Annotated in this window: 11 protein-coding genes and 1 tRNA gene; 9 read left to right on the top strand and 3 right to left on the bottom strand. The window is 75.9% G+C overall.

The window, feature by feature from the left end; all coding sequences use genetic code 11:
- Positions 1-125: 125 nt before the first annotated feature.
- The 3 genes from ACZ466_RS51040 (at position 126) to ACZ466_RS51030 (ending at position 5,365) form a co-directional block, all read left to right on the top strand.
- A complete protein-coding gene (locus tag ACZ466_RS51040) occupies positions 126-3,365 on the top strand; it encodes an acetyl-CoA carboxylase family protein (protein ID WP_378282888.1) in 3,240 nt (1,079 codons plus the stop codon).
- Positions 3,366-3,440: 75 nt separating this feature from the next.
- Positions 3,441-3,512: transfer RNA gene (locus tag ACZ466_RS51035), tRNA-OTHER, on the top strand.
- 59 nt (positions 3,513-3,571) lie between these two features.
- Entirely contained in the window at positions 3,572-5,365 is a 1,794-nt protein-coding gene (locus ACZ466_RS51030) for an ankyrin repeat domain-containing protein (protein WP_378282889.1), read from the top strand.
- On the opposite strand, the gene ACZ466_RS51025 is transcribed toward ACZ466_RS51030, so the two are convergent.
- On the bottom strand, positions 5,362-6,159 hold the full coding sequence (locus tag ACZ466_RS51025; protein ID WP_464042221.1) for an ATP-binding cassette domain-containing protein: 798 nt from the start codon (positions 6,157-6,159) through the stop codon (positions 5,362-5,364). The two genes, ACZ466_RS51030 and ACZ466_RS51025, sit on opposite strands and share 4 nt — an antisense overlap.
- A gap of 286 nt (positions 6,160-6,445) precedes the next feature.
- Between ACZ466_RS51025 and ACZ466_RS51020 the strand changes: the two genes are divergently transcribed.
- The 5 genes from ACZ466_RS51020 to ACZ466_RS51000 all read left to right on the top strand — a co-directional run bounded on the left by ACZ466_RS51020 (position 6,446) and on the right by ACZ466_RS51000 (position 15,793).
- Entirely contained in the window at positions 6,446-7,807 is a 1,362-nt protein-coding gene (locus ACZ466_RS51020) for a M28 family peptidase (RefSeq protein ID WP_378291911.1), read from the top strand.
- A gap of 304 nt (positions 7,808-8,111) precedes the next feature.
- The gene (locus ACZ466_RS51015; protein WP_378291913.1) at positions 8,112-11,936 is read left to right on the top strand and encodes a Pls/PosA family non-ribosomal peptide synthetase; all 3,825 of its coding nucleotides are present in this window, start codon (positions 8,112-8,114) and stop codon (positions 11,934-11,936) included.
- Positions 11,937-11,959: 23 nt separating this feature from the next.
- Positions 11,960-13,285 carry a M1 family metallopeptidase gene (locus tag ACZ466_RS51010; protein WP_378291915.1) on the top strand — a complete coding sequence of 442 codons (1,326 nt, stop codon included), beginning with the start codon at positions 11,960-11,962 and terminating at the stop codon, positions 13,283-13,285.
- Positions 13,286-13,520: 235 nt separating this feature from the next.
- Positions 13,521-14,714 (top strand): acyl-CoA dehydrogenase family protein, encoded by a 1,194-nt coding sequence (locus ACZ466_RS51005; RefSeq protein WP_378291918.1) that lies wholly within the window; start codon positions 13,521-13,523, stop codon positions 14,712-14,714.
- The gene (locus ACZ466_RS51000; RefSeq protein ID WP_378291920.1) at positions 14,711-15,793 is read left to right on the top strand and encodes an acyl-CoA dehydrogenase family protein; all 1,083 of its coding nucleotides are present in this window, start codon (positions 14,711-14,713) and stop codon (positions 15,791-15,793) included. Before ACZ466_RS51005 ends, ACZ466_RS51000 begins: the two co-directional genes overlap by 4 nt.
- A 4-nt stretch (positions 15,794-15,797) precedes the next feature.
- On the opposite strand, the gene ACZ466_RS50995 is transcribed toward ACZ466_RS51000, so the two are convergent.
- On the bottom strand, positions 15,798-15,968 hold the full coding sequence (locus ACZ466_RS50995; protein ID WP_378291922.1) for a hypothetical protein: 171 nt from the start codon (positions 15,966-15,968) through the stop codon (positions 15,798-15,800).
- Between the two features lie 74 nt (positions 15,969-16,042).
- On the opposite strand from ACZ466_RS50995, the gene ACZ466_RS50990 reads away from it, so the two are divergent.
- Positions 16,043-17,005 carry a LysR family transcriptional regulator gene (locus ACZ466_RS50990; RefSeq protein ID WP_378291924.1) on the top strand — a complete coding sequence of 321 codons (963 nt, stop codon included), beginning with the start codon at positions 16,043-16,045 and terminating at the stop codon, positions 17,003-17,005.
- Here ACZ466_RS50990 and ACZ466_RS50985 read toward each other — a convergent pair.
- On the bottom strand, positions 17,002-17,862 hold the full coding sequence (locus ACZ466_RS50985) for a glutamate ABC transporter substrate-binding protein (protein ID WP_378291926.1): 861 nt from the start codon (positions 17,860-17,862) through the stop codon (positions 17,002-17,004). The two genes, ACZ466_RS50990 and ACZ466_RS50985, sit on opposite strands and share 4 nt — an antisense overlap.
- Positions 17,863-17,903: the final 41 nt, after the last annotated feature.

Raw genomic sequence — 17,903 nt, 5'->3', positions numbered from 1 at the left:
CGGTGCGGGACGAGCGCCCGCCGCGGACCACCCGGGACTGAACGGCGTTCGGCCGGGATGGTATGCAGGGGCGTGACGGCCGCGCGGGTGTCCGGCCGGACGACGGCGGCGGAGGAGGAAGGCCGGTGACCGCGAGCGCGATCCTGGTGGCCAACCGCGGCGAGATCGCGCTGCGGGTCCTGCGGGCGGCGGACGAGCTGGGCCTGCCCACGGTGGCGGTCCGCACCCGCGACGACGCCCCCTTCGCGCGGCTGCGCAGGGCGGGCGAGGTGCGGGAGCTGCCGGGCGAGGGCGCGGCGGGCTACCTGGACGCCGACGCGATCCTGGCCGTCGCCAAGGACGCCGGCGCCGGGGCGATCCACCCCGGATACGGGTTTCTCAGCGAGAACGCCGCCTTCGCCGCCCGCTGCGCCGCCGCCGGGATCACCTTCGTCGGGCCGCGCCCGGATCTGCTGGAGCTGTTCGGCGACAAGGCGCGGGCCCGCGCGCTGGCCGCCGAGGCCGGCGTGCCCGTCGCCCCGGGGACCGGCGGCCCCGTCACCCTCGAGGAGGCGCGGGCGTTCGCCGAGGCGCAGGGCGGCGCCCCGGTGATGCTCAAGGCCCTCGCCGGAGGCGGCGGGCGCGGGATGCGCGTGGTCGCGTCGCCGGACGAGCTGGCCGCCGCCTACGAGCGGTGCAGCTCCGAGGCGCTCGCCGCGTTCGGCGACGGCGGCCTCTACGCAGAACGGTACGTCCCGCGCGCCCGCCACATCGAGGTGCAGATCGCCGGGGACGGTACCGGTGCCGTCACCCACCTGTGGGAACGCGACTGCAGCCTCCAGCGCCGCCACCAGAAGCTGGTGGAGATCGCGCCCGCGCCCGCGCTGCCGTCCGCGGTGCGGGAGGCGGTGATCGGTGCGGCGGCGGGGATGGCCGGGCGCGTCCGCTACGACGGCCTGGGCACCTTCGAGTTCCTGGTGGCGGGGGAGGAGTTCTGGTTCCTGGAGGCCAACCCGCGCCTGCAGGTCGAGCACACCGTCACCGAGGAGGTCACCGGCGTCGACCTCGTCCAGGCGCAGATCAGGCTGGCGCTCGGGGAGGACCTGGCGGCGGTCGGCCTGGACGTCCCGCCGCCCCGGCCGCGCGCCACCGCGATCCAGGTGCGGGTCAACGCCGAGACGCTGGACGGCGACGGTATGCCCCGCCCCGGCTCGGGGACGCTGACGGCGTTCGCTCCGCCGTCCGGCCCCGGCGTCCGCGTGGACACCCACGGCCACCCCGGCTACGAGGTGGGCGCCCGCTACGATCCGCTGCTGGCCAAGGTCGTCGCGCGCGCCGCCGACCTGCCGGGCGCCGTGGCCCGGGTGTCCGGGGCGCTGGAGGAGTTCGAGATCGGCGGCGTGGAGACCAACGTCCCGCTGCTCCGGGCCGTGCTGCGGCACCCCGGCTTCGCGCCCGGCGGGTTCGACACCGGCTTCCTCGCCGACCACCTGGACGAGCTCCTGGCGGACCTCCCCACCGCGCGGCCGGCCGAGCCGGACACCGCCGCCGCGCCTGCCGGGACGGTGGCAGTCCCGGCGCCGATGCAGGGCACCGTGGTGAGCGCCGAGGTCGCCGAGGGCGACCTGGTGCGGGCCGGAGCCCCGGTGCTGATCCTCGAGGCGATGAAGATGGAGCACGTCATCCGGGCCGGGCGGGCCGGGATCGTGCGCCGGATCGCCGCCGCGCCCGGCGCGACCGTCGCCGAGGGCGCGCCGCTGCTTTTCCTGGAACCGGCCGACGCCGGCGGCGACCACGCCGAGGAGGAGGAGCGGATCGACCTGGACGAGATCCGCGCCGACCTCGCCGAGGTCCGCGCGCGCCACCGGATCGGCCAGGACGCCGCCCGTCCCGAGGCCGTGGCCAGACGCCGCGCCCGCGGGCACCGCACCGCCCGGGAGAACATCGACGACCTGTGCGACCCGGGCACGTTCACCGAGTACGGCGCGCTGGCCATCGCCGCGCAGCGCCGCCGCCGCTCCCTGGACGACCTCATCGCCCGCACCCCCGCCGACGGCCTGGTCTGCGGCGTCGGCGAGATCAACGGCGGCCCGGCCGTGGTGATGTCCTACGACTACACGGTCCTGGCCGGCACCCAGGGCCACCAGAACCACCGCAAGACCGACCGGATGCTGGAGCTGGCCGGGCGCCGCGGCCTCCCGCTGGTGCTGTTCGCCGAGGGCGGCGGCGGGCGGCCCGGTGACACCGACACCAGCACGGTCTCCGGCCTGGACGTGATGAGCTTCCACTCCATGGCGCGGCTCAGCGGCCGGGTCCCGCTCGTCGGGATCGCCGCGGGCCGCTGCTTCGCAGGGAACGCGGCGCTGCTGGGCTGCTGCGACGTCATCATCGCCACCCGCGACGCCAACATCGGCATGGGCGGGCCCGCGATGATCGAGGGCGGCGGGCTCGGGGTGTTCGAGCCCGAGGAGATCGGGCCGGTCGGCGACCAGGTGCCCAACGGGGTCGTCGACGTGGCGGTCGAGGACGAGGCGGAGGCGGTGGCCTCCGCCAAGCGGTACCTGTCCTACTTCCAGGGGCCCTTCCAGGGCTCCGCCGGCGCCTGGGAGTGCGACGACCAGCGGCTGCTGCGCCACGTCGTCCCGGAGAACCGGCTGCGCGCCTACGACGTGCGCCGTGCCGTCGGGCTCCTGGCCGACACCGGCTCGGTCCTGGAACTGCGGCGCGGGTTCGGCGCCGGGATGGTCACCGCGCTGGTGCGGATCGAGGGCCGCCCGACGGGCCTGATCGCCAACGACCCCGCCCATCTCGGCGGCGCCGTCGACCGCGACGCCGCCGACAAGGCCGCCCGCTTCCTGCAGCTGTGCGACGCCCACGGCCTGCCCGTCGTCTCGCTGTGCGACACCCCCGGGTTCATGGTCGGGCCGGAGGCCGAGCGGACCGCGACCGTGCGGCACTTCAGCCGGATGTTCGTCGCCGGCGCCAACCTGCGCGTCCCGGTCGTCACCGTGGTGCTGCGCAAGGGGTACGGGCTGGGCGCCCAGGCCATGGCGGGCGGCAGCTTCAAGGCGCCGGTGGCGACCGTGGCGTGGCCGACCGGGGAGATCGGCGGCATGGGCCTGGAGGGCGCGGTCCGCCTCGGCTACCGCAAGGAGCTGGAGGCGGCCGAGGACCCCGACGCGCTGTTCAGGGAGATGGTCGCCACCGCCTACGAGCACGGCAAGGCGCTCAACGCCGCCTCCGTGTTCGAGCTGGACGACGTCATCGACCCCGCCGACACCCGCCGCTGGATCACCGCCGCGTTCGCCGCCGCCCCGCCCGTCACAGGTCCGGCCGCCCCGGGCGCGGACTCCGCCGGGACGCGGCGCTGGATCGACACCTGGTGATCAATCGGTCTTCTGCCGACATTGCGGGGTTCGCCCACGCATGACCACCGATGATCGTTATACTTCCGGCCAGGCAAGGCTGTAGCGCAGCGGTCGTCGCGCCTTGCAGCGGGCTGGAGGACGTCGGTTCGAATCCGACCGGCCTTGCCGCCTACTTTTCGCCGGGACGGGTTCGGCCGCGGGCCGACTGGGACAGGGGAGCGCCGTTGCCGCAGGGGAGCACCGCCGTGCAGGCGTTCTCCGACCGGCGCCCCGAGCTGACGGCCCGGACGCGCAGGATCCGCCGGTTCGCCGTGCCGCGCTGGATGGTCGAGCGGGCCGCCGAGCGCCGCCTGGCCGGCGACTGGCGCGGCGCGTGCGCCGCCGCGAACATGGACGTCACCGTCGACCTGGCCGCGATCCGGGCCGAGCACGGCGCCGACGTCGCGGCCCGGGTCGAGGACGACCTGCGCCACCTCGTTCCCGACCTGGTCCGCTGGCACGCCCCCCGCGTGGGGCCGACGCGCACCACGCTCACGCCCGGCCAGGCGCTGGTCCTGAACGACTACGGCCTGCACGGCGAGAACGCGCCCCGCCTCCACATCACCCCCCACCGCTGGCTGTTCCAGGCGTCGCAGCGGATGACGCTGCACTTCGGCCCGGTCGTCATGCGCGACTCCACCCACATCTGCACCGACTACGTCCACACCGGTTTCTGGCGCGGCATCGTCCAGTCGTGGGCCGGGGCCCGGCACCTGTGGGACGCGCGCCACACCGGCGAGCTGCGCGAACGCTGCGGCGGTGACGCCGGACGCGCCCCGTTCCTCAACCCTGACGGCACGCCCCGCGCCGAAGCGGAACTGCCCACCGCCGACCCGGGCCCGGACGACCCCGCGGGGCACGCCGAGTGGGTCACGATGCTGCACGAGCGCGGCGAGGTGGAGGCCGCCTTCGCCGCCGCCGGCATCGAGCTCATCCTCGGGCCGCGGCCCGAGGGGTACAGCAAGTGGTACACCGTCGGGCCGCTCGACCAGCTCGCGCGGATGCCGCTGGCCCTGACCCGCCTCGAACCGGAGCTGCGGCGCCTGGGCGGCGGCCGCTTCCAGATCCCGTGGACCCAGCACTCGGCCGTCCTGCTCGACCACGACGGCGACCGGCGCCTGCGCGCGGGCGTCGTCGAGTTCGACGGCTACGACGAGAACGAGCATCAGGACCAGCAGGAACTGCACGAGGGCGAGGTCCTGGCGGAGGCGGTGTGGCGCCGCCTGCCCGACCTCGGCGCGCTGCGGGACGGGCGCCTGCCGCCGGAGTGGCTGCACCCGCTCGTCCACGACGCGCTGCTCCCGGGCCGCGAGGCGCGGGCGGGCCGGGACGATCTGCCGTGGGGCCCGCCCGAACCGCAGGCGCCCGCCCCCGTGCGGGTCCGCTGCCGCGGCGAGTGGCACGAGATCGGGTTCCGGGACGGCGTCCTGACGGTTCCGCACAGCGCGCAGGAGCAGGAGCGCGAGAAGGCCCTTGAGGCGCTCGGCGGCGACGTCGGCGGCTGCTTCGCCGTGCGGAAGGCGTGGCGCACCGGCAAGGGCAGGCTGCCCAAGACGCTGCGCGAGCAGCGGCAGGAGATCTTCGACCGGGCGCATCACGGCGACACGCCGGGCCTCGTGAAGCTCCTGGACCTGGGCATCGACCCGCACGTGCGCGACGGCTACGGGCGCACCCTGCTGCACCTGCTCCACCTGGTCGACTTCGAGACCCTGCTGCCCCGGCTCCTGGAGGCGGGCCTCGACATCGAGGCCGTGGAGCAGGGGGAACAGCAGCAGCCGCGCACCGCCCTGCACCGGGCCGTCGAACTCGACGGGTCGGTGGAGCTCATCAAGGCGCTGCTGGACGCCGGGGCGCGCATCGACCTCCTCGACGAGGAGGAGACCACCATCATCCGGCTCATCTGGCGGGCCGGGCGCCGCGACCTGGAGTGGCTCGAAGAGCGGATCGGGGAAGAGCACCCCGACCTGATGGAGTACTAGGGCCGCAGCGCCGGGACGCGCGGGCCGGCACGCAGGTCGGCGCGCACCTGGAACGGCGGGCCCGAGGCGACCGTCCGGCCCGACTCCAGGACGTACAGCTCGTCGCACACGCCCATCACCCGTTCCAGCTCCCGCTCGGCGACGACGACGGCCAGGCCCTCGGCGGCCAGGTCGCGCAGCAGCACCTCCAGCGCGCGGGCCTGGCGCTCGGACAGGTCGGCGGACGGGTCGTCGAGCAGCAGCACCTTCGGCCGCGTCGCCAGCGCGCGGGCGAGCTCCATGAGCCGCACCACGCCGGGCGGCAGCCGTCCGGGGGAGTCGGCGGCGTGCCGGGCGATGCCGACCCGGGCGAGCAGCGCGTCGGCGGCGCGGCCCGCCTCCCGCCGCGCCGCCCGGCGCCGCCGGTGCCGGTCGCGCACGTCCCGGCCCGCGATCGCGCACGTCATCGCATGGGTCTCGGCGGCCAGCCGGACGTTCTGGTGGACGCTCAGCGCCCCGAACGCGCGCGGCCGCTGGAAGGTGCGGGCGACGCCGAGCCGGACGCGCGCGTGCGCCGGTCGTCCGGCGAGGTCCTCCCCGTCGAGCCGGACGGTGCCGCCGTCGGGTCGGCGCAGCCCGCAGACGACGTCGAGGAGCGTGGTCTTGCCCGCGCCGGCGGGGCCGACGATCCCGGTGACGGTGCCGGGCGGGGCCGCCAGCGTGACGCCGTCCAGGAGCGGGCCGGAGGGCCGGGCGCCCGCGGCGCGCCGCCCGGCCGTGAGGCCGGTCGCGAGGAGCCCGTCGGTGCCGCCCATGCCGCGTCGACCTCCTCCGCCGGAGCGGCGATCGCTGTGATCTGGATCACCGGGGCGCTCACGATACCGATCCGCAGGTCGGCGATCAACGGCTGTTCACCGTCCGTTCTGATGATCACGGTTCGGTTGCGTTGCGGTACGGGAATCTTGCCCGGATATGAGGCTATTTCGTAGGTTCGCGGCGAACGGGGGCCCAGCACACCGCGGTGGCCGACGTCCGCCGCCGGGCTCGCGATCCGGGCCGGGCGGTCGCGGACACCCGCCCAACCTCCTCGAGGAGACGTCCATGTCCGAGGTCAAACGCCGCGACCTGCTGGCCGGAGCAGCGGCCTTCGCCGGGTTCGCGACCGTCGGCCTGCTGCCCGGCACCGCCGCCGCCGCGACCCGGCAGCGGCCCGGCGCGCTGCGTCCCCCGTCGCTGTCCACCGGCGACAAGGCCGTGGTGGCCCGGGTCGACGCCCGGCGCGCGCTGCGGCACCTGAAGGTCCTCAGCGACGAGATCGGCTGGCGCATCGCCGGCACCGAGTCCGAGCACCGCGCCGCCCGCTACATCGCCGGTGAGCTGCGCGACCTCGGCTACAAGGTCGAACTGCAGCCGTTCCCGGTCGCCGACAAGTACCTCGCCGAGATCCGCGCCAAGGGCGAGCCGCGCTGGCAGTGCAGCGCCTCCCCGCAGGCGCCCGTCAAGGGCGCCGACGGCGAGGTCGTCGACCTGGGCGCCGTCACCGAGGTCACCGCCGACCTCAAGGGCCGGCTGGCGCTGTTCGACCGCGTCACCGGAATGGAGACCGAGCAGGTCAAGGCCGCCGCCGCCCGCGGCGCCACGGCGGTGCTCATCGCCAACGTGCGCACGGCGAGCTTCCCCGAGCGCAAGGCCGCCTCCTTCACGCCCTCGCTGAAGGAGCCCGTCTCCATCCCGGTGCTGGGCCTGGCCGAGTACCACGGCGAGCGGATCCGCGCGGGCGCCCGCAAGCTGTCGTTCAAGGTCGCCCACCACGCCGGGCTGACCTCGTACAACGTGCTCGCCACGCGGAAGGCGACGCTGCCCAACCCGAGCGGCAAGGCCGTCATCATCAGCGCGCACTACGACAGCGTGCCCGGCTCGCCCGGCGCCAACGACGACGGCAGCGGCACCGTGCTGTGCCTGGAGCTGGCCCGCGTGCTCAAGAGGCTGCCGACCCAGCAGGACATCCGCATCTGCCTGTGGGGCTCGGAGGAGTACGGCCTGATCGGCGCCCGGCACTACGTCAAGCAGCTCGACGACGCCGGCGTCGCGCAGATCTCCGGCTGCTTCCAGAACGACATGGTCGCCACCAGCCACCCGCCGGCGGGCACGTACTGGCTGCTGTCGGTGGACGGCGCCCAGAACACCACCACCGCGGCCGTCGGCGCCGCCGCCGAACGGCTCGGCTACGTCGGCCAGACCAAGGGCCCGACCGCCCGCGGCTCCAGCGACCACGAGGCGTTCTACGAGCGCGGCATCGCGGCCGGCAACTTCAGCTGGCGCGGCGGTGAGGCGCCCAGCCAGCTCGAGCCGATCTACCACACGCCCGAGGACACCATCGCCAAGAACGTCAGCCTGCAGCGGCTGCAGGTGTCCCTGGAGCTGATCGGCTGCGCCGCCTACGAGGTGGCGCGGCACAGGTAGCCCCCGAACAGTCCCGGAACAGCGTTCCGGCGGCGGCCCGGAACGGAGCCGCCCGGCGACCGTCGCGGTCGCCGGGCGGCTCCCGCGTTCTCCCGCATCAAGTAGAGTGTCGCGCTTGTGGCGCGCAGCGCGCGCCTTCGAGCGGCACGCGGGCACCGGCCCCGAGGGTTTCCCGTGGTGAGGGGACCGGGGCGGACGGTGCGGCGACGGCAGGGGGCCGCCCGATCGCCCGGACCCGGGGGAGAGCTTGCGCCAGGGCTTGCGTGACGAGGTGTGTCCGAATCCGGCCGCTACGGAGCGGGCGGTGTTCCGATCGGGCGGACCGCCACCGCCGCGGACCCTGCTGGACGTCCTGGACGCCACCGCGCTACGCCACCCCTGCGCGCCCGCCCTCGACGACGGCACCGTGTGCCTGGACTACACCGCCCTGCGCGCGGAGGCCGAAAGCCTGGCCAAGGAGCTGGAGCAGGCCGGGATCGGACGCGGCGACCGGGTCGGGGTCCGCGTGCCCTCGGGCACCGTGGACCTGTACGTGGCGATCCTGGGCGTGCTCACCGCGGGCGCCGCGTACGTGCCCGTGGACGCCGACGACCCCGAGGAGCGCGCCGCGCTGGTGTTCGGCGAGGCGGGGGTGTGCGCGGTCATCGGGGAGGGCCGCGAGATCGAGCTGCGGGGCGAGCCCGGCGGCGCCGCCGGATGGCCCGGCCCCGACGACGACGCGTGGATCATCTTCACCTCGGGCTCGACGGGACGTCCCAAGGGCGTGGCGGTGACGCACCGCAGCGCGGCGGCGTTCGCGGACGCCGAGGCGCGGCTGTTCCCCGCGCGCCCCTCCGACCGGGTGCTGGCGGGGCTGTCGGTGGCGTTCGACGCCTCGTGCGAGGAGATGTGGCTGGCCTGGCGCGGCGGCGCCTGCCTGGTCCCCGCGCCGCGGTCGCTGGTGCGCACCGGCATGGACCTGGGCCCGTGGCTGGCCGCGCGCGGCATCACGGTGGTCTCCACCGTCCCGACGCTGGCGGCGCTGTGGCCCGTGGAGACCCTGTCCGGGGTCCGGCTGCTGATCTTCGGCGGGGAGGCGTGCCCGCCCGAGCTGGCCGCCCGCCTCGCCGTCCCCGGCCGGGCCGTGTGGAACACCTACGGGCCCACCGAGGCCACCGTCGTCGCCTGCGCCGCGCCGCTGGGCGGGGACGGGCCCGTCCGCATCGGCCTGCCGCTGGACGGCTGGGACCTGGCCGTCGTCGACGCCGCCGGGGAGCCCGTCGCCCCCGGGGAGACCGGCGAACTGGTCATCGGCGGCGTCGGCCTGGCCCGCTACCTCGACCCGGCCAAGGACGCCGAGAAGTACGCGCCGCTGCCCGCGCTCGGCTGGGGCCGCGCGTACCGCAGCGGCGACCTGGTCCGCGCCGACCCCGCGGGCCTGGTCTTCGTCGGCCGGGCCGACGAGCAGGTCAAGCTCGGCGGGCGCCGGATCGAGCTGGGCGAGGTCGACGCGGCCCTGCAGGCGCTGCCCGGGGTGACCGGTGCGGCCGCCGCGGTGAAGTCCACCCCGGCGGGGCACCGGCTGCTCGTCGGGTACGTCGTCGCCGGCGAGGGATTCGACCGGGACGCGGCGCGCGAGCGCCTCGGCCGGACGCTGCCCGCCGCGCTGGTCCCCAGGCTCGCCGTCGTGGACACGCTGCCGACCCGGATCTCCGGCAAGGTCGACCGCGACGCGCTCCCCTGGCCGCTGCCCGCCGGCGACCACGAGGGCGACGGGACGCCGGCCCAGCCGCTGACCGAGGCGGAGGAGTGGCTGGCCGGGCGCTGGGCCGAGATCCTCGGCGAGGAACCGGACGGCCCCGGCGCCGACTTCTTCGCTCTCGGCGGCAGCAGCCTCGGGGCCGCCCGGCTGGTCTCGGCGCTGCGCCCGCGCTTCCCGTCCGTCGCGGTCGGCGACGTCTACGAGCATCCGACGCTGCGCGACCTCGCCGCGCACCTGGGCGCGCCCGCGAACGACCAGGCCGCCGAGGACGAGGGCACGGGCCGCGAGGTCGCGCCGCTGCCGCGCCGGGCCGCCCTCGCGCAGACCGTCCTCATGGCGCCGCTGCTCACGCTGGGCGCGATGCGCTGGGTCGTGGGCGTCGCCGCGTTCAACAACGTCGCCGGCCTGCCGTGGGCGCCCACCGTCTCCTGGTGGTGGGTGCTGGCGGGCGCGCTGCTGTTCGTCACCCCCGCCGGGCGGATGAGCCTGTCGGCCGTCGCCGCGCGCCTGCTGCTGCGCGGCGTGCGCCCCGGGTCCTATCCGCGCGGCGGCGCCGTGCACCTGCGGCTGTGGACGGCCGAGCAGATCGCGCTGCGGCTCGGTGCCGCCGAGCTGTCGGGCGCGCCGTGGTTCGCGCTGTACGCCCGCGCGCTGGGCGCCCGCGTCGACAGGGACGTGGACCTGCACTCCCCGCCACCGGTCACCGGCATGCTCCGGCTCGGCCGCGCCGCCGCCGTCGAACCCGAGGTGGACCTGTCCGGGCACTGGCTGGACGGCGACGTGCTGCGCATCGGCGGCATCCGGGTCGGCGCCGGGGCCACCGTCGGCGCCCGCGCCGTCCTGTTCCCCGGCGCCCGCGTCGGCAAGAACGCGCAGGTCGCCCCGGGCGCCGCCGTCACCGGCCGGGTGCCCGCCGGGCAGCGCTGGGCCGGGGCGCCCGCGGTGCGCTGCGGCCGGACCCGCGTCCACCCCGCGGGACGGCCGCCGCGCAGGCGCCGCTGGTCCGTGGCCTACGCGGCCTCGGCCCTGCTGCTCAGCGCCCTCCCGCTGGTCGCCGCCCTGCCCGGCCTCGCCGTCCTGGCCTTCTTCCTGGACGGCACCGCCACCCTGCCGCAGGCCCTCGGCGCCGCGCTGCTCGCCGTGCCCCCGGCCACCCTCGCCGCGATGCTGTCGTTCGCCGCGGTGACGTGGGCGTGCGTGCGGCTGCTGTCGGCCGGCCTGGTGGAGGGCGACCACCCCGTGCACGGCCGGCAGGCCTGGCAGGCGTGGGCCACCAGCCGCCTGATGTCGATGGCCCGCGTGTGGCTGTTCCCGCTGTACGCGAGCATCCTCACGCCCGCCTGGCTGCGCGCGCTGGGCATGCGGATCGGCCGGGACGTGGAGGCGTCCACCGTCCTGGCCCTGCCCGCCATGACCTCGGTCGCCGACGGGGCCTTCCTCGCCGACGACACGATGGTCGCCCCCTACGAGCTCGGCGGCGGCCGGATGCGGATCGCCCGCGCCCGCATCGGCAAGCGCGCCTTCCTCGGCAACTCCGGCATGGCCGGGCCGGGACGCAAGGTGCCCAAGGGCGGCCTGATCGGGGTGCTGTCGGCCGCGCCGAAGAAGGCCAAGGCCGGGGCGTCCTACCTGGGCATGCCCCCGGTCCGCCTGCACCGGGCCGCCGAGGCCGGCGACCAATCTCGCACGTACCGGCCGCCGCGCAGGCTGAAGGCCGCTCGCGCCGCCGTCGAGGCATGCCGGGCCGTTCCCGCCATGGCCACGGTCGCGGTCGGCGTCCTGGCCGTCGCCGCCGTGGAGTGGCTGGCCGCCGCCCGCGGCTTCGCCGCGGCGGCGCTGCTGGGCGGCGCCGTCCTGGCGGGCGCGGGCGTGGTCGCCGCCGCGGTCACGACCGCGGCCAAGTGGGCGCTGGTCGGCCGGATCCGCGCCGGAGAGCGGCCGCTGTGGAGCGCGTTCATCTGGCGCAACGAGCTGGCCGACAACTTCGTCGAGGTCCTCGCCGCGCCCTGGTTCGCCGACGCGTGGCTGGGCACCGCGCCGTTCAACCTGTGGCTGCGCTCGCTGGGCGCCCGCGTCGGGCGCGGGGTGTGGTGCGCGACGTACTGGCTGCCCGAGGCCGACCTGGTGCGGCTCGGCGACGGAGCGACCGTCAACGCGGGCTGCGTGCTGCAGACCCACCTCTTCCACGACCGGATCATGAGCGTCGACACGGTCGTGCTGGAGCGCGGCGCGACGCTAGGGTCTAACGGGGTCGTCCTGCCCGCCGCCGCGATCGGGGCGGACGCCACCGTCGGCCCCGCCTCGCTGGTGATGCGCGGCGAGCAGCTGCCCGCCCGCACCGCCTGGCTCGGCAACCCGGTCGCCGCCTGGACGAGAAAGAGGACCTGACCCCGCGTGACCAAGGCACCCGCATGACCGGAGCCCGCGCCCGGAGCACCGGCGCGAGCGGCGCCCGGCCCCCCTACTTCCCCGAACGCGGCAGCGCCGAGTACCGCGTCGCCTCCTACGACCTGGAACTGGACTACCGCGTCGGGCCCAACCGGCTGACCGGCGTGGCGCGGCTGGAGGTCATCCCGCGCGTCCCGCTCGACCGCCTCGCGCTGGACCTGGGACCGTTCCGGATCGGGAAGGCGCTGGTGGACGGGCGGGCCGCCCGCTTCAGGCAGCGCCGCGACAAGCTGCACCTCACCCTGCCGCGGCGCCTGCCGGAAGGGGAGCCCTGCACCGTCGAGGTCCGCTACTCGGGCAACCCGCGCCCGCTGTCCAGCCCGTGGGGCGGGCTCGGCTGGGAGCAGCTCACCGACGGGTCGCTGGTCGCCGCGCAGCCGACCGGGGCGCCGTCGTGGTTCCCGTGCAACGACCGCGTCCAGGACAAGGCGCGGCACCGGATCTCGGTGACGACCGCGTCCGCGTACCACGTCGTCGCCAACGGGCGGCTGGCCGGCCGGCGCTCGTCGGGGGCCACCACCACCTGGGTGTACGAGCAGCCCGAGCCGATGGCGCCCTACCTGGCCAGCGTCCAGATCGGCCGGTACCGCAGCGTGGAGGTGACGGGCGCGCCGGTGCCGCAGCGGCTGGTGTACCCGGCCGAGGCCGAGGGCCGCGTCCGGCACGACTTCGGCCGCCAGGGCGAGATGATCGAGCGGTTCGCGGAGCTGTTCGGGCCGTACCCGTTCGGCGCCTACACCGTCGTGGTCGCCGACGACGAGCTGGAGATCCCGGTCGAGGCGCAGGGCATGTCGGTCTTCGGCACCAACCACGCCGACGGCGCGCGCGGCGAGGAGCGGCTGGTCGCGCACGAGCTGGCGCACCAGTGGTTCGGCAACAGTCTGACGCTGGCGGACTGGCGCGACATCTGGCTGCACGAGGGGTTCGCCACCTACGCCGAGTGGCTGTGGTCGGAGTTCTCCGGGGGTGAGCCCGCCGACGAGCACGCGGTGCGCTGGCACGGCCGGGTCTCCCGGCGGCCCCAGGACCTGGTGCTGTCCGATCCCGGCGCGGAACGCATCTTCGACGACCGGGTCTACAAGCGCGGGGCGCTCGCGCTGCACGCGCTGCGGCGCACGATGGGCGACGCCCGCTTCTTCGCGATGCTGCGCGCCTGGACGGACCAGAACCGGCACGGCTCGGTCACCACCGGACGCTTCGTCCTGTTCGCCCAGGCGCACGCCCACGTGCCCGTGCGGGAGCTGCTGGACGCGTGGCTCAACCGGGCCCCGCTGCCCCGGCTGCCCTGACCGCGCCCGTCCCGCCGCGCCCGTCCCGCCGCGCCCGGATGCGTGGCGCCGCGTGACGGTGTGCGCGGTCGAGGGCGGCGGGCCCTCAGATTGTGACCGTTCCAAACCCGGGGCCCGGCACGTTGACGGCCACCCTTCCGAATTTCTAGGGTGAGGCCATACCGACCGGTTGGTATGTCCCGGCGGCGGCGCCACCCCGCCGCCGTCCCGCCCCGTCCAGCGGAGGTTTCGCCCTGTGAGCACAGCACCGCCCGGCGCCGACGAGCTGGACCGGCGGGTCCGGGAGTTCCTGGCCGGTCACGATCCGGCCGCCCTGGAGCCCCTGGAGTTCCTGCGCGCCAGGTTCGACGCCGGGCTCGCGTGGGTGCACTACCCCGAGGGCCTCGGCGGCCTCGGCGCGCCGCGGGAACTGCAGCCGGGCGTGGACGCCGCGTTCGCCGCGGCGGGCGCGCCGCGCAACAACCCCGAGCGCAACGGCATCGGCCTGGGCATGGCCGCGCCCACCATCCTCGCCGCGGGCACCCGGGAGCAGCGCGAGCGGTTCCTGCGCCCGCTGTGGACGGGCGAGGAGATCTGGTGCCAGCTGTTCAGCGAGCCCGGCGCCGGCTCCGACCTCGCCGCGCTCGGCACCCGCGCCGTCCGCGACGGCGACGCCTGGATCGTCAACGGCCAGAAGGTCTGGACGTCGATGGCGCACGAGGCGCGCTGGGCGCTGCTGGTCACCCGGACCGACCCCGACGTGCCCAAGCACCGCGGCATGACCTACTTCGTCTGCGACATGCGCGCGCCCGGCGTCGAGGTGCGGCCGCTGCGGCAGATCACCGGGGAGGCCGAGTTCAACGAGGTCTTCCTCACCGACGTGCGGATCCCCGACGAGCACCGGCTCGGCGCGGTCGGCGACGGCTGGAAGGTCTCCACCACCACCCTGATGAACGAGCGGGTCGCCATCGGCGGCGCCGCCGCCCCGCGCGAGGGCGGCATGATCGGCGTGGTCGCGGGGCTGTGGCGGGACCGTCCCGAGCTGCGCACCCCCGGCCTGCACGACGCGCTGCTGCGGCTGTGGGTGGAGGCCGAGGCCGCCCGGCTCACCGGCGCCCGGCTGCGGCAGGCGCTGGCCGCCGGCGACCCCGGCCCGGAGGGCTCGGCCGCCAAGCTCGCCTTCGCCCGCCTCAACCAGGAGATCTCCGGGCTGGAGCTGGAGATCCTCGGCGATGAGGGGCTGCGCTACGACGACTGGACCATGCGCCGCCCCAACGAGGTCGACTTCACCCGCCGCTCGCCCGGCTACCGCTACCTGCGCGCCAAGGGCAACTCCATCGAGGGCGGCACCTCGGAGATCCTGCGCAACATCATCGCCGAGCGGGTGCTGGGCCTGCCCGGCGAGATCCGGGTGGACAAGGACGTGGCGTGGAAGGACCTGCCCAAGTGAACGACCTCCTCTACAGCGAGATCGAGAACGACCTGCGCGCCGGCGTCCGGGAGCTCCTCGACGACAAGGCCGGGTGGGCCGACGTGCTCGCCGGGACGGAGAAGGACGACCCCTACGACGCCGCGCTCTGGCAGGCGCTGGCCCGGATGGGCGTCACCGGGCTGCCCGTCGCCGAGGACCTCGGCGGCGCGGGCGCGACCTGGCGCGAGACCGCCGTGGTCATGGAGGAGCTGGGCCGGGCCGTCGCGCCGGTGCCGTTCCTCGGCGCCGCGGTGTTCGCCATCGCCGCGCTCGGCGCGGCGGGCGACCGCGAACTGCTGCCGGGCGTGGCCGCGGGCGAGCGGATCGCGGTCCTGGCCGTGCCGCTCGGCACCGCGCCGGACGCGCCCCTGGGCGGGACGGTACGGGCCGCCGGCGGCCGGCTCACCGGCGAGATAGCGCGCGTGGCCGGAGGGGAGGCAGCCGAGGTCCTGCTGGTCCCCGCCTCCGACGGCCTGTACGCGGTGGACGCCGGCGACGCCGTGCGCACCCCGGTCACGTCCCTGGACATGACCCGGCGGCTGTGCGACGTGGCCCTCGCCGACGCCCCGGCGCGCCTGGTCGCGGGCGGCGCCGACGGGGAGGCCGCGGTACGGGCCGCGCTGACGACCGGAGCCGCGATGCTGGCCTCCGAGCAGCTCGGCCTGGCCGAACGCTGCCTGGACACCACGGTGGAGTACCTGAAGACCCGCTACCAGTTCGGCCGCCCGGTCGGTTCGTACCAGGGGCTCAAGCACCGCCTCGCCGACCTGTGGACCTCGATCACCCAGGCCCGCGCCGTCGCCCGCAACGCCGCCGTGTGCGCCGCGACCGGCGACGCCGGCACCCCGGTCGCGGTGGCGGTCGCGCAGGCGCACTGCTCGGCCGTCGCCGTGAAGGCCGCCGAGGAGTGCGTCCAGATGCACGGCGGCATCGGGTTCACCTGGGAGCACCCCGCGCACCTCTACCTCAAGCGGGCCAAGAGCGCCGCGCTGGCGCTGGGCACGCCCGACCGCCACCGCGCGGCCCTGGCCGCCCTGGTGGACCTGCCGCCCGCCTGACCGTTCAGCCGCACTCGGGGCAGCGGCCCCCGGCCGTGAGCCGCCGCTCCTGCCCGCAGGGGGACGGGTCGTAGGGGATCAGCGTCATGCGGAGCCGGCCGCAGGCGCAGCGGCTCCAGACGACGATGCCGTCACTGGTCGCGTGCCGGGAGACGATCTTCTCGGTGGAACTCATGGACAGCAGTCTGCGCCCCGCCGAGCGTTGCGGTCCATTTCACATTTCCGCGGTGATATGTGAAAAGATATTGCATGATCGATTTGCGCCGCCTCCAGGTGCTGCGCGCCGTCCACCGGCACGGGACGGTCACCGCCGCCGCGGGGGTCCTGCACCTGACCCCCTCGGCGGTCTCCCACCACCTGCGCGAGCTCTCCCGGGAACTGCGCGTCCCGCTGGTGGAGCCGCGCGGGCGCGGCATCCGGCTGACCTCGGCCGCGCACCTGGTCGTCGAGCACGCCGACGCCCTCCTGGCCCGCTGGGAGGAGGCCGAGACGGCACTGGAGTCCTACCGCGCGGGAGAGGCGGGGCTGCTGCGCATGTGCGGCTTCGCCACCGCCGTCGTCGGGCTGCTGGCCCCGGCCGCCGCCCTGCTGCGCGAGCGGCACCCCGGCCTGACCGTCCAGGTGAGCGAGTGCGGCACCGCCGGCGGCTTCGACCTGCTGCTGGCCACCGACGCCGACATCGCCCTGATCGACCCCAACGAGGACGCCCCGCCGCCCGGCGACGGCCGCTTCGACCAGCACCTGCTGGTGGAGGAGCCGCACGACCTGCTCGTCCCGGCCGGGCACCCGCTGGCCGGGCGGCCCGCCGTCCGGCTCGCCGAGGCCGCCGCCGAGCCGTGGATCATCCCCGCCCGCGGCACCTGCCACCACCACGAGCGCATCCTGACCTACTGCGCCGCGGCCGGCTACAACCCGCGGGTGGCGCACTACGCGACCGAGTGGCCGACGATCTCCGCGCTGGTCGGGCACGGCCTCGGCGTCTCCCTGATGCCCAGGCTGGCCGAGGTGTCGTCCGGGCGGCCCGTGGTGCGCGTCCCCCTGGACGGCGACCCGCTGCCGGTGCGGCGGGTGCAGGTCTGCGTCCGGCGCGGCGGCCGCGACCACCCCCTCGTCCGGCACGGGCTGCGGGCGCTGCGCGAGGTCGTCGACGCCTCCCCGGCCCTGCCGCCCGCCGCGCCCGCGGACACCGAGGCTGCTCTGAGGCGGCCTTAGGAACAGCCCTCGAACTCGGGGACGGACTCGGTGAGCTTCAGCCCGGTCGAGCCGAACCACACGCGCAGCAGGCGCGCCGCCTCGCCCGACTGGTACATCTGGGTGATCGCCGTGTTGACCGCCTCGCACCCGTCGAGGTCGCCCTTGCGCAGCCCGACGCCGTACCGCTCCTCGGTGAACGGCGCGTTCACGATCCGCAGCGAGGCCCGCGCCCGCGCGGCGAACCCGGCCAGCACCAGGTCCCCGGTCGACACCGCGTCGAGGTCCCCGCTCAGGAGCCTGTCCACGCACGCGGCGTAGGACGGCGCCGGGACGAGCCGGGGGCGCACCCCCAGCCCCTCGACCACGCGCTCGGTGGACACCGAGCCGGCGGCCTGGCACATCCGCCGCCCGGTCAGGTCCCGGATCGTGCGGATCGCGGTGTCGCTCCGGCGCACCATGATGTCCTGGTGGGCCACGTAGTACGGGCCGCCGAAGGTCACCTGCCGGGACCGGTCGGCGGTGATCGAGTACGAGGCCAGCACCAGGTCGACCTGGCCCTCCTCCAGCATCCGCTCCCGGTTCTCCGAGGTGACCGCCCGGAAGCCGACGCGGGCGGCGCCCACGCGCCGCGCGATGTACCGGCCGACCTCGACCTCGAAGCCGCTGAACGTCCCGTCGGGGCCCCTCAGGCCCAGTCCGGGCTGGTCGGCCTTGACCCCGACCACCAGGGCGTCCCGCCCGGCGATCGAGTCCGAGCCGGTCGCCGTGCCGCAGCCGGGGAGGACCAGCACCAGGACGAGGAGCGGTACGAGGAGCGGGCAGGCGGCGGCGATCCGGGCGGCCGGCCGGTGGGGACGGGGGAGGGCGCATCTCACGGCGCCAGAGGTAACAGCCCGAGACGGCCGTGAGATGAACG

This window comes from Actinomadura rugatobispora, assembly GCF_055379765.1.
This window is presented reverse-complemented; position numbering and strand designations above follow the sequence as displayed.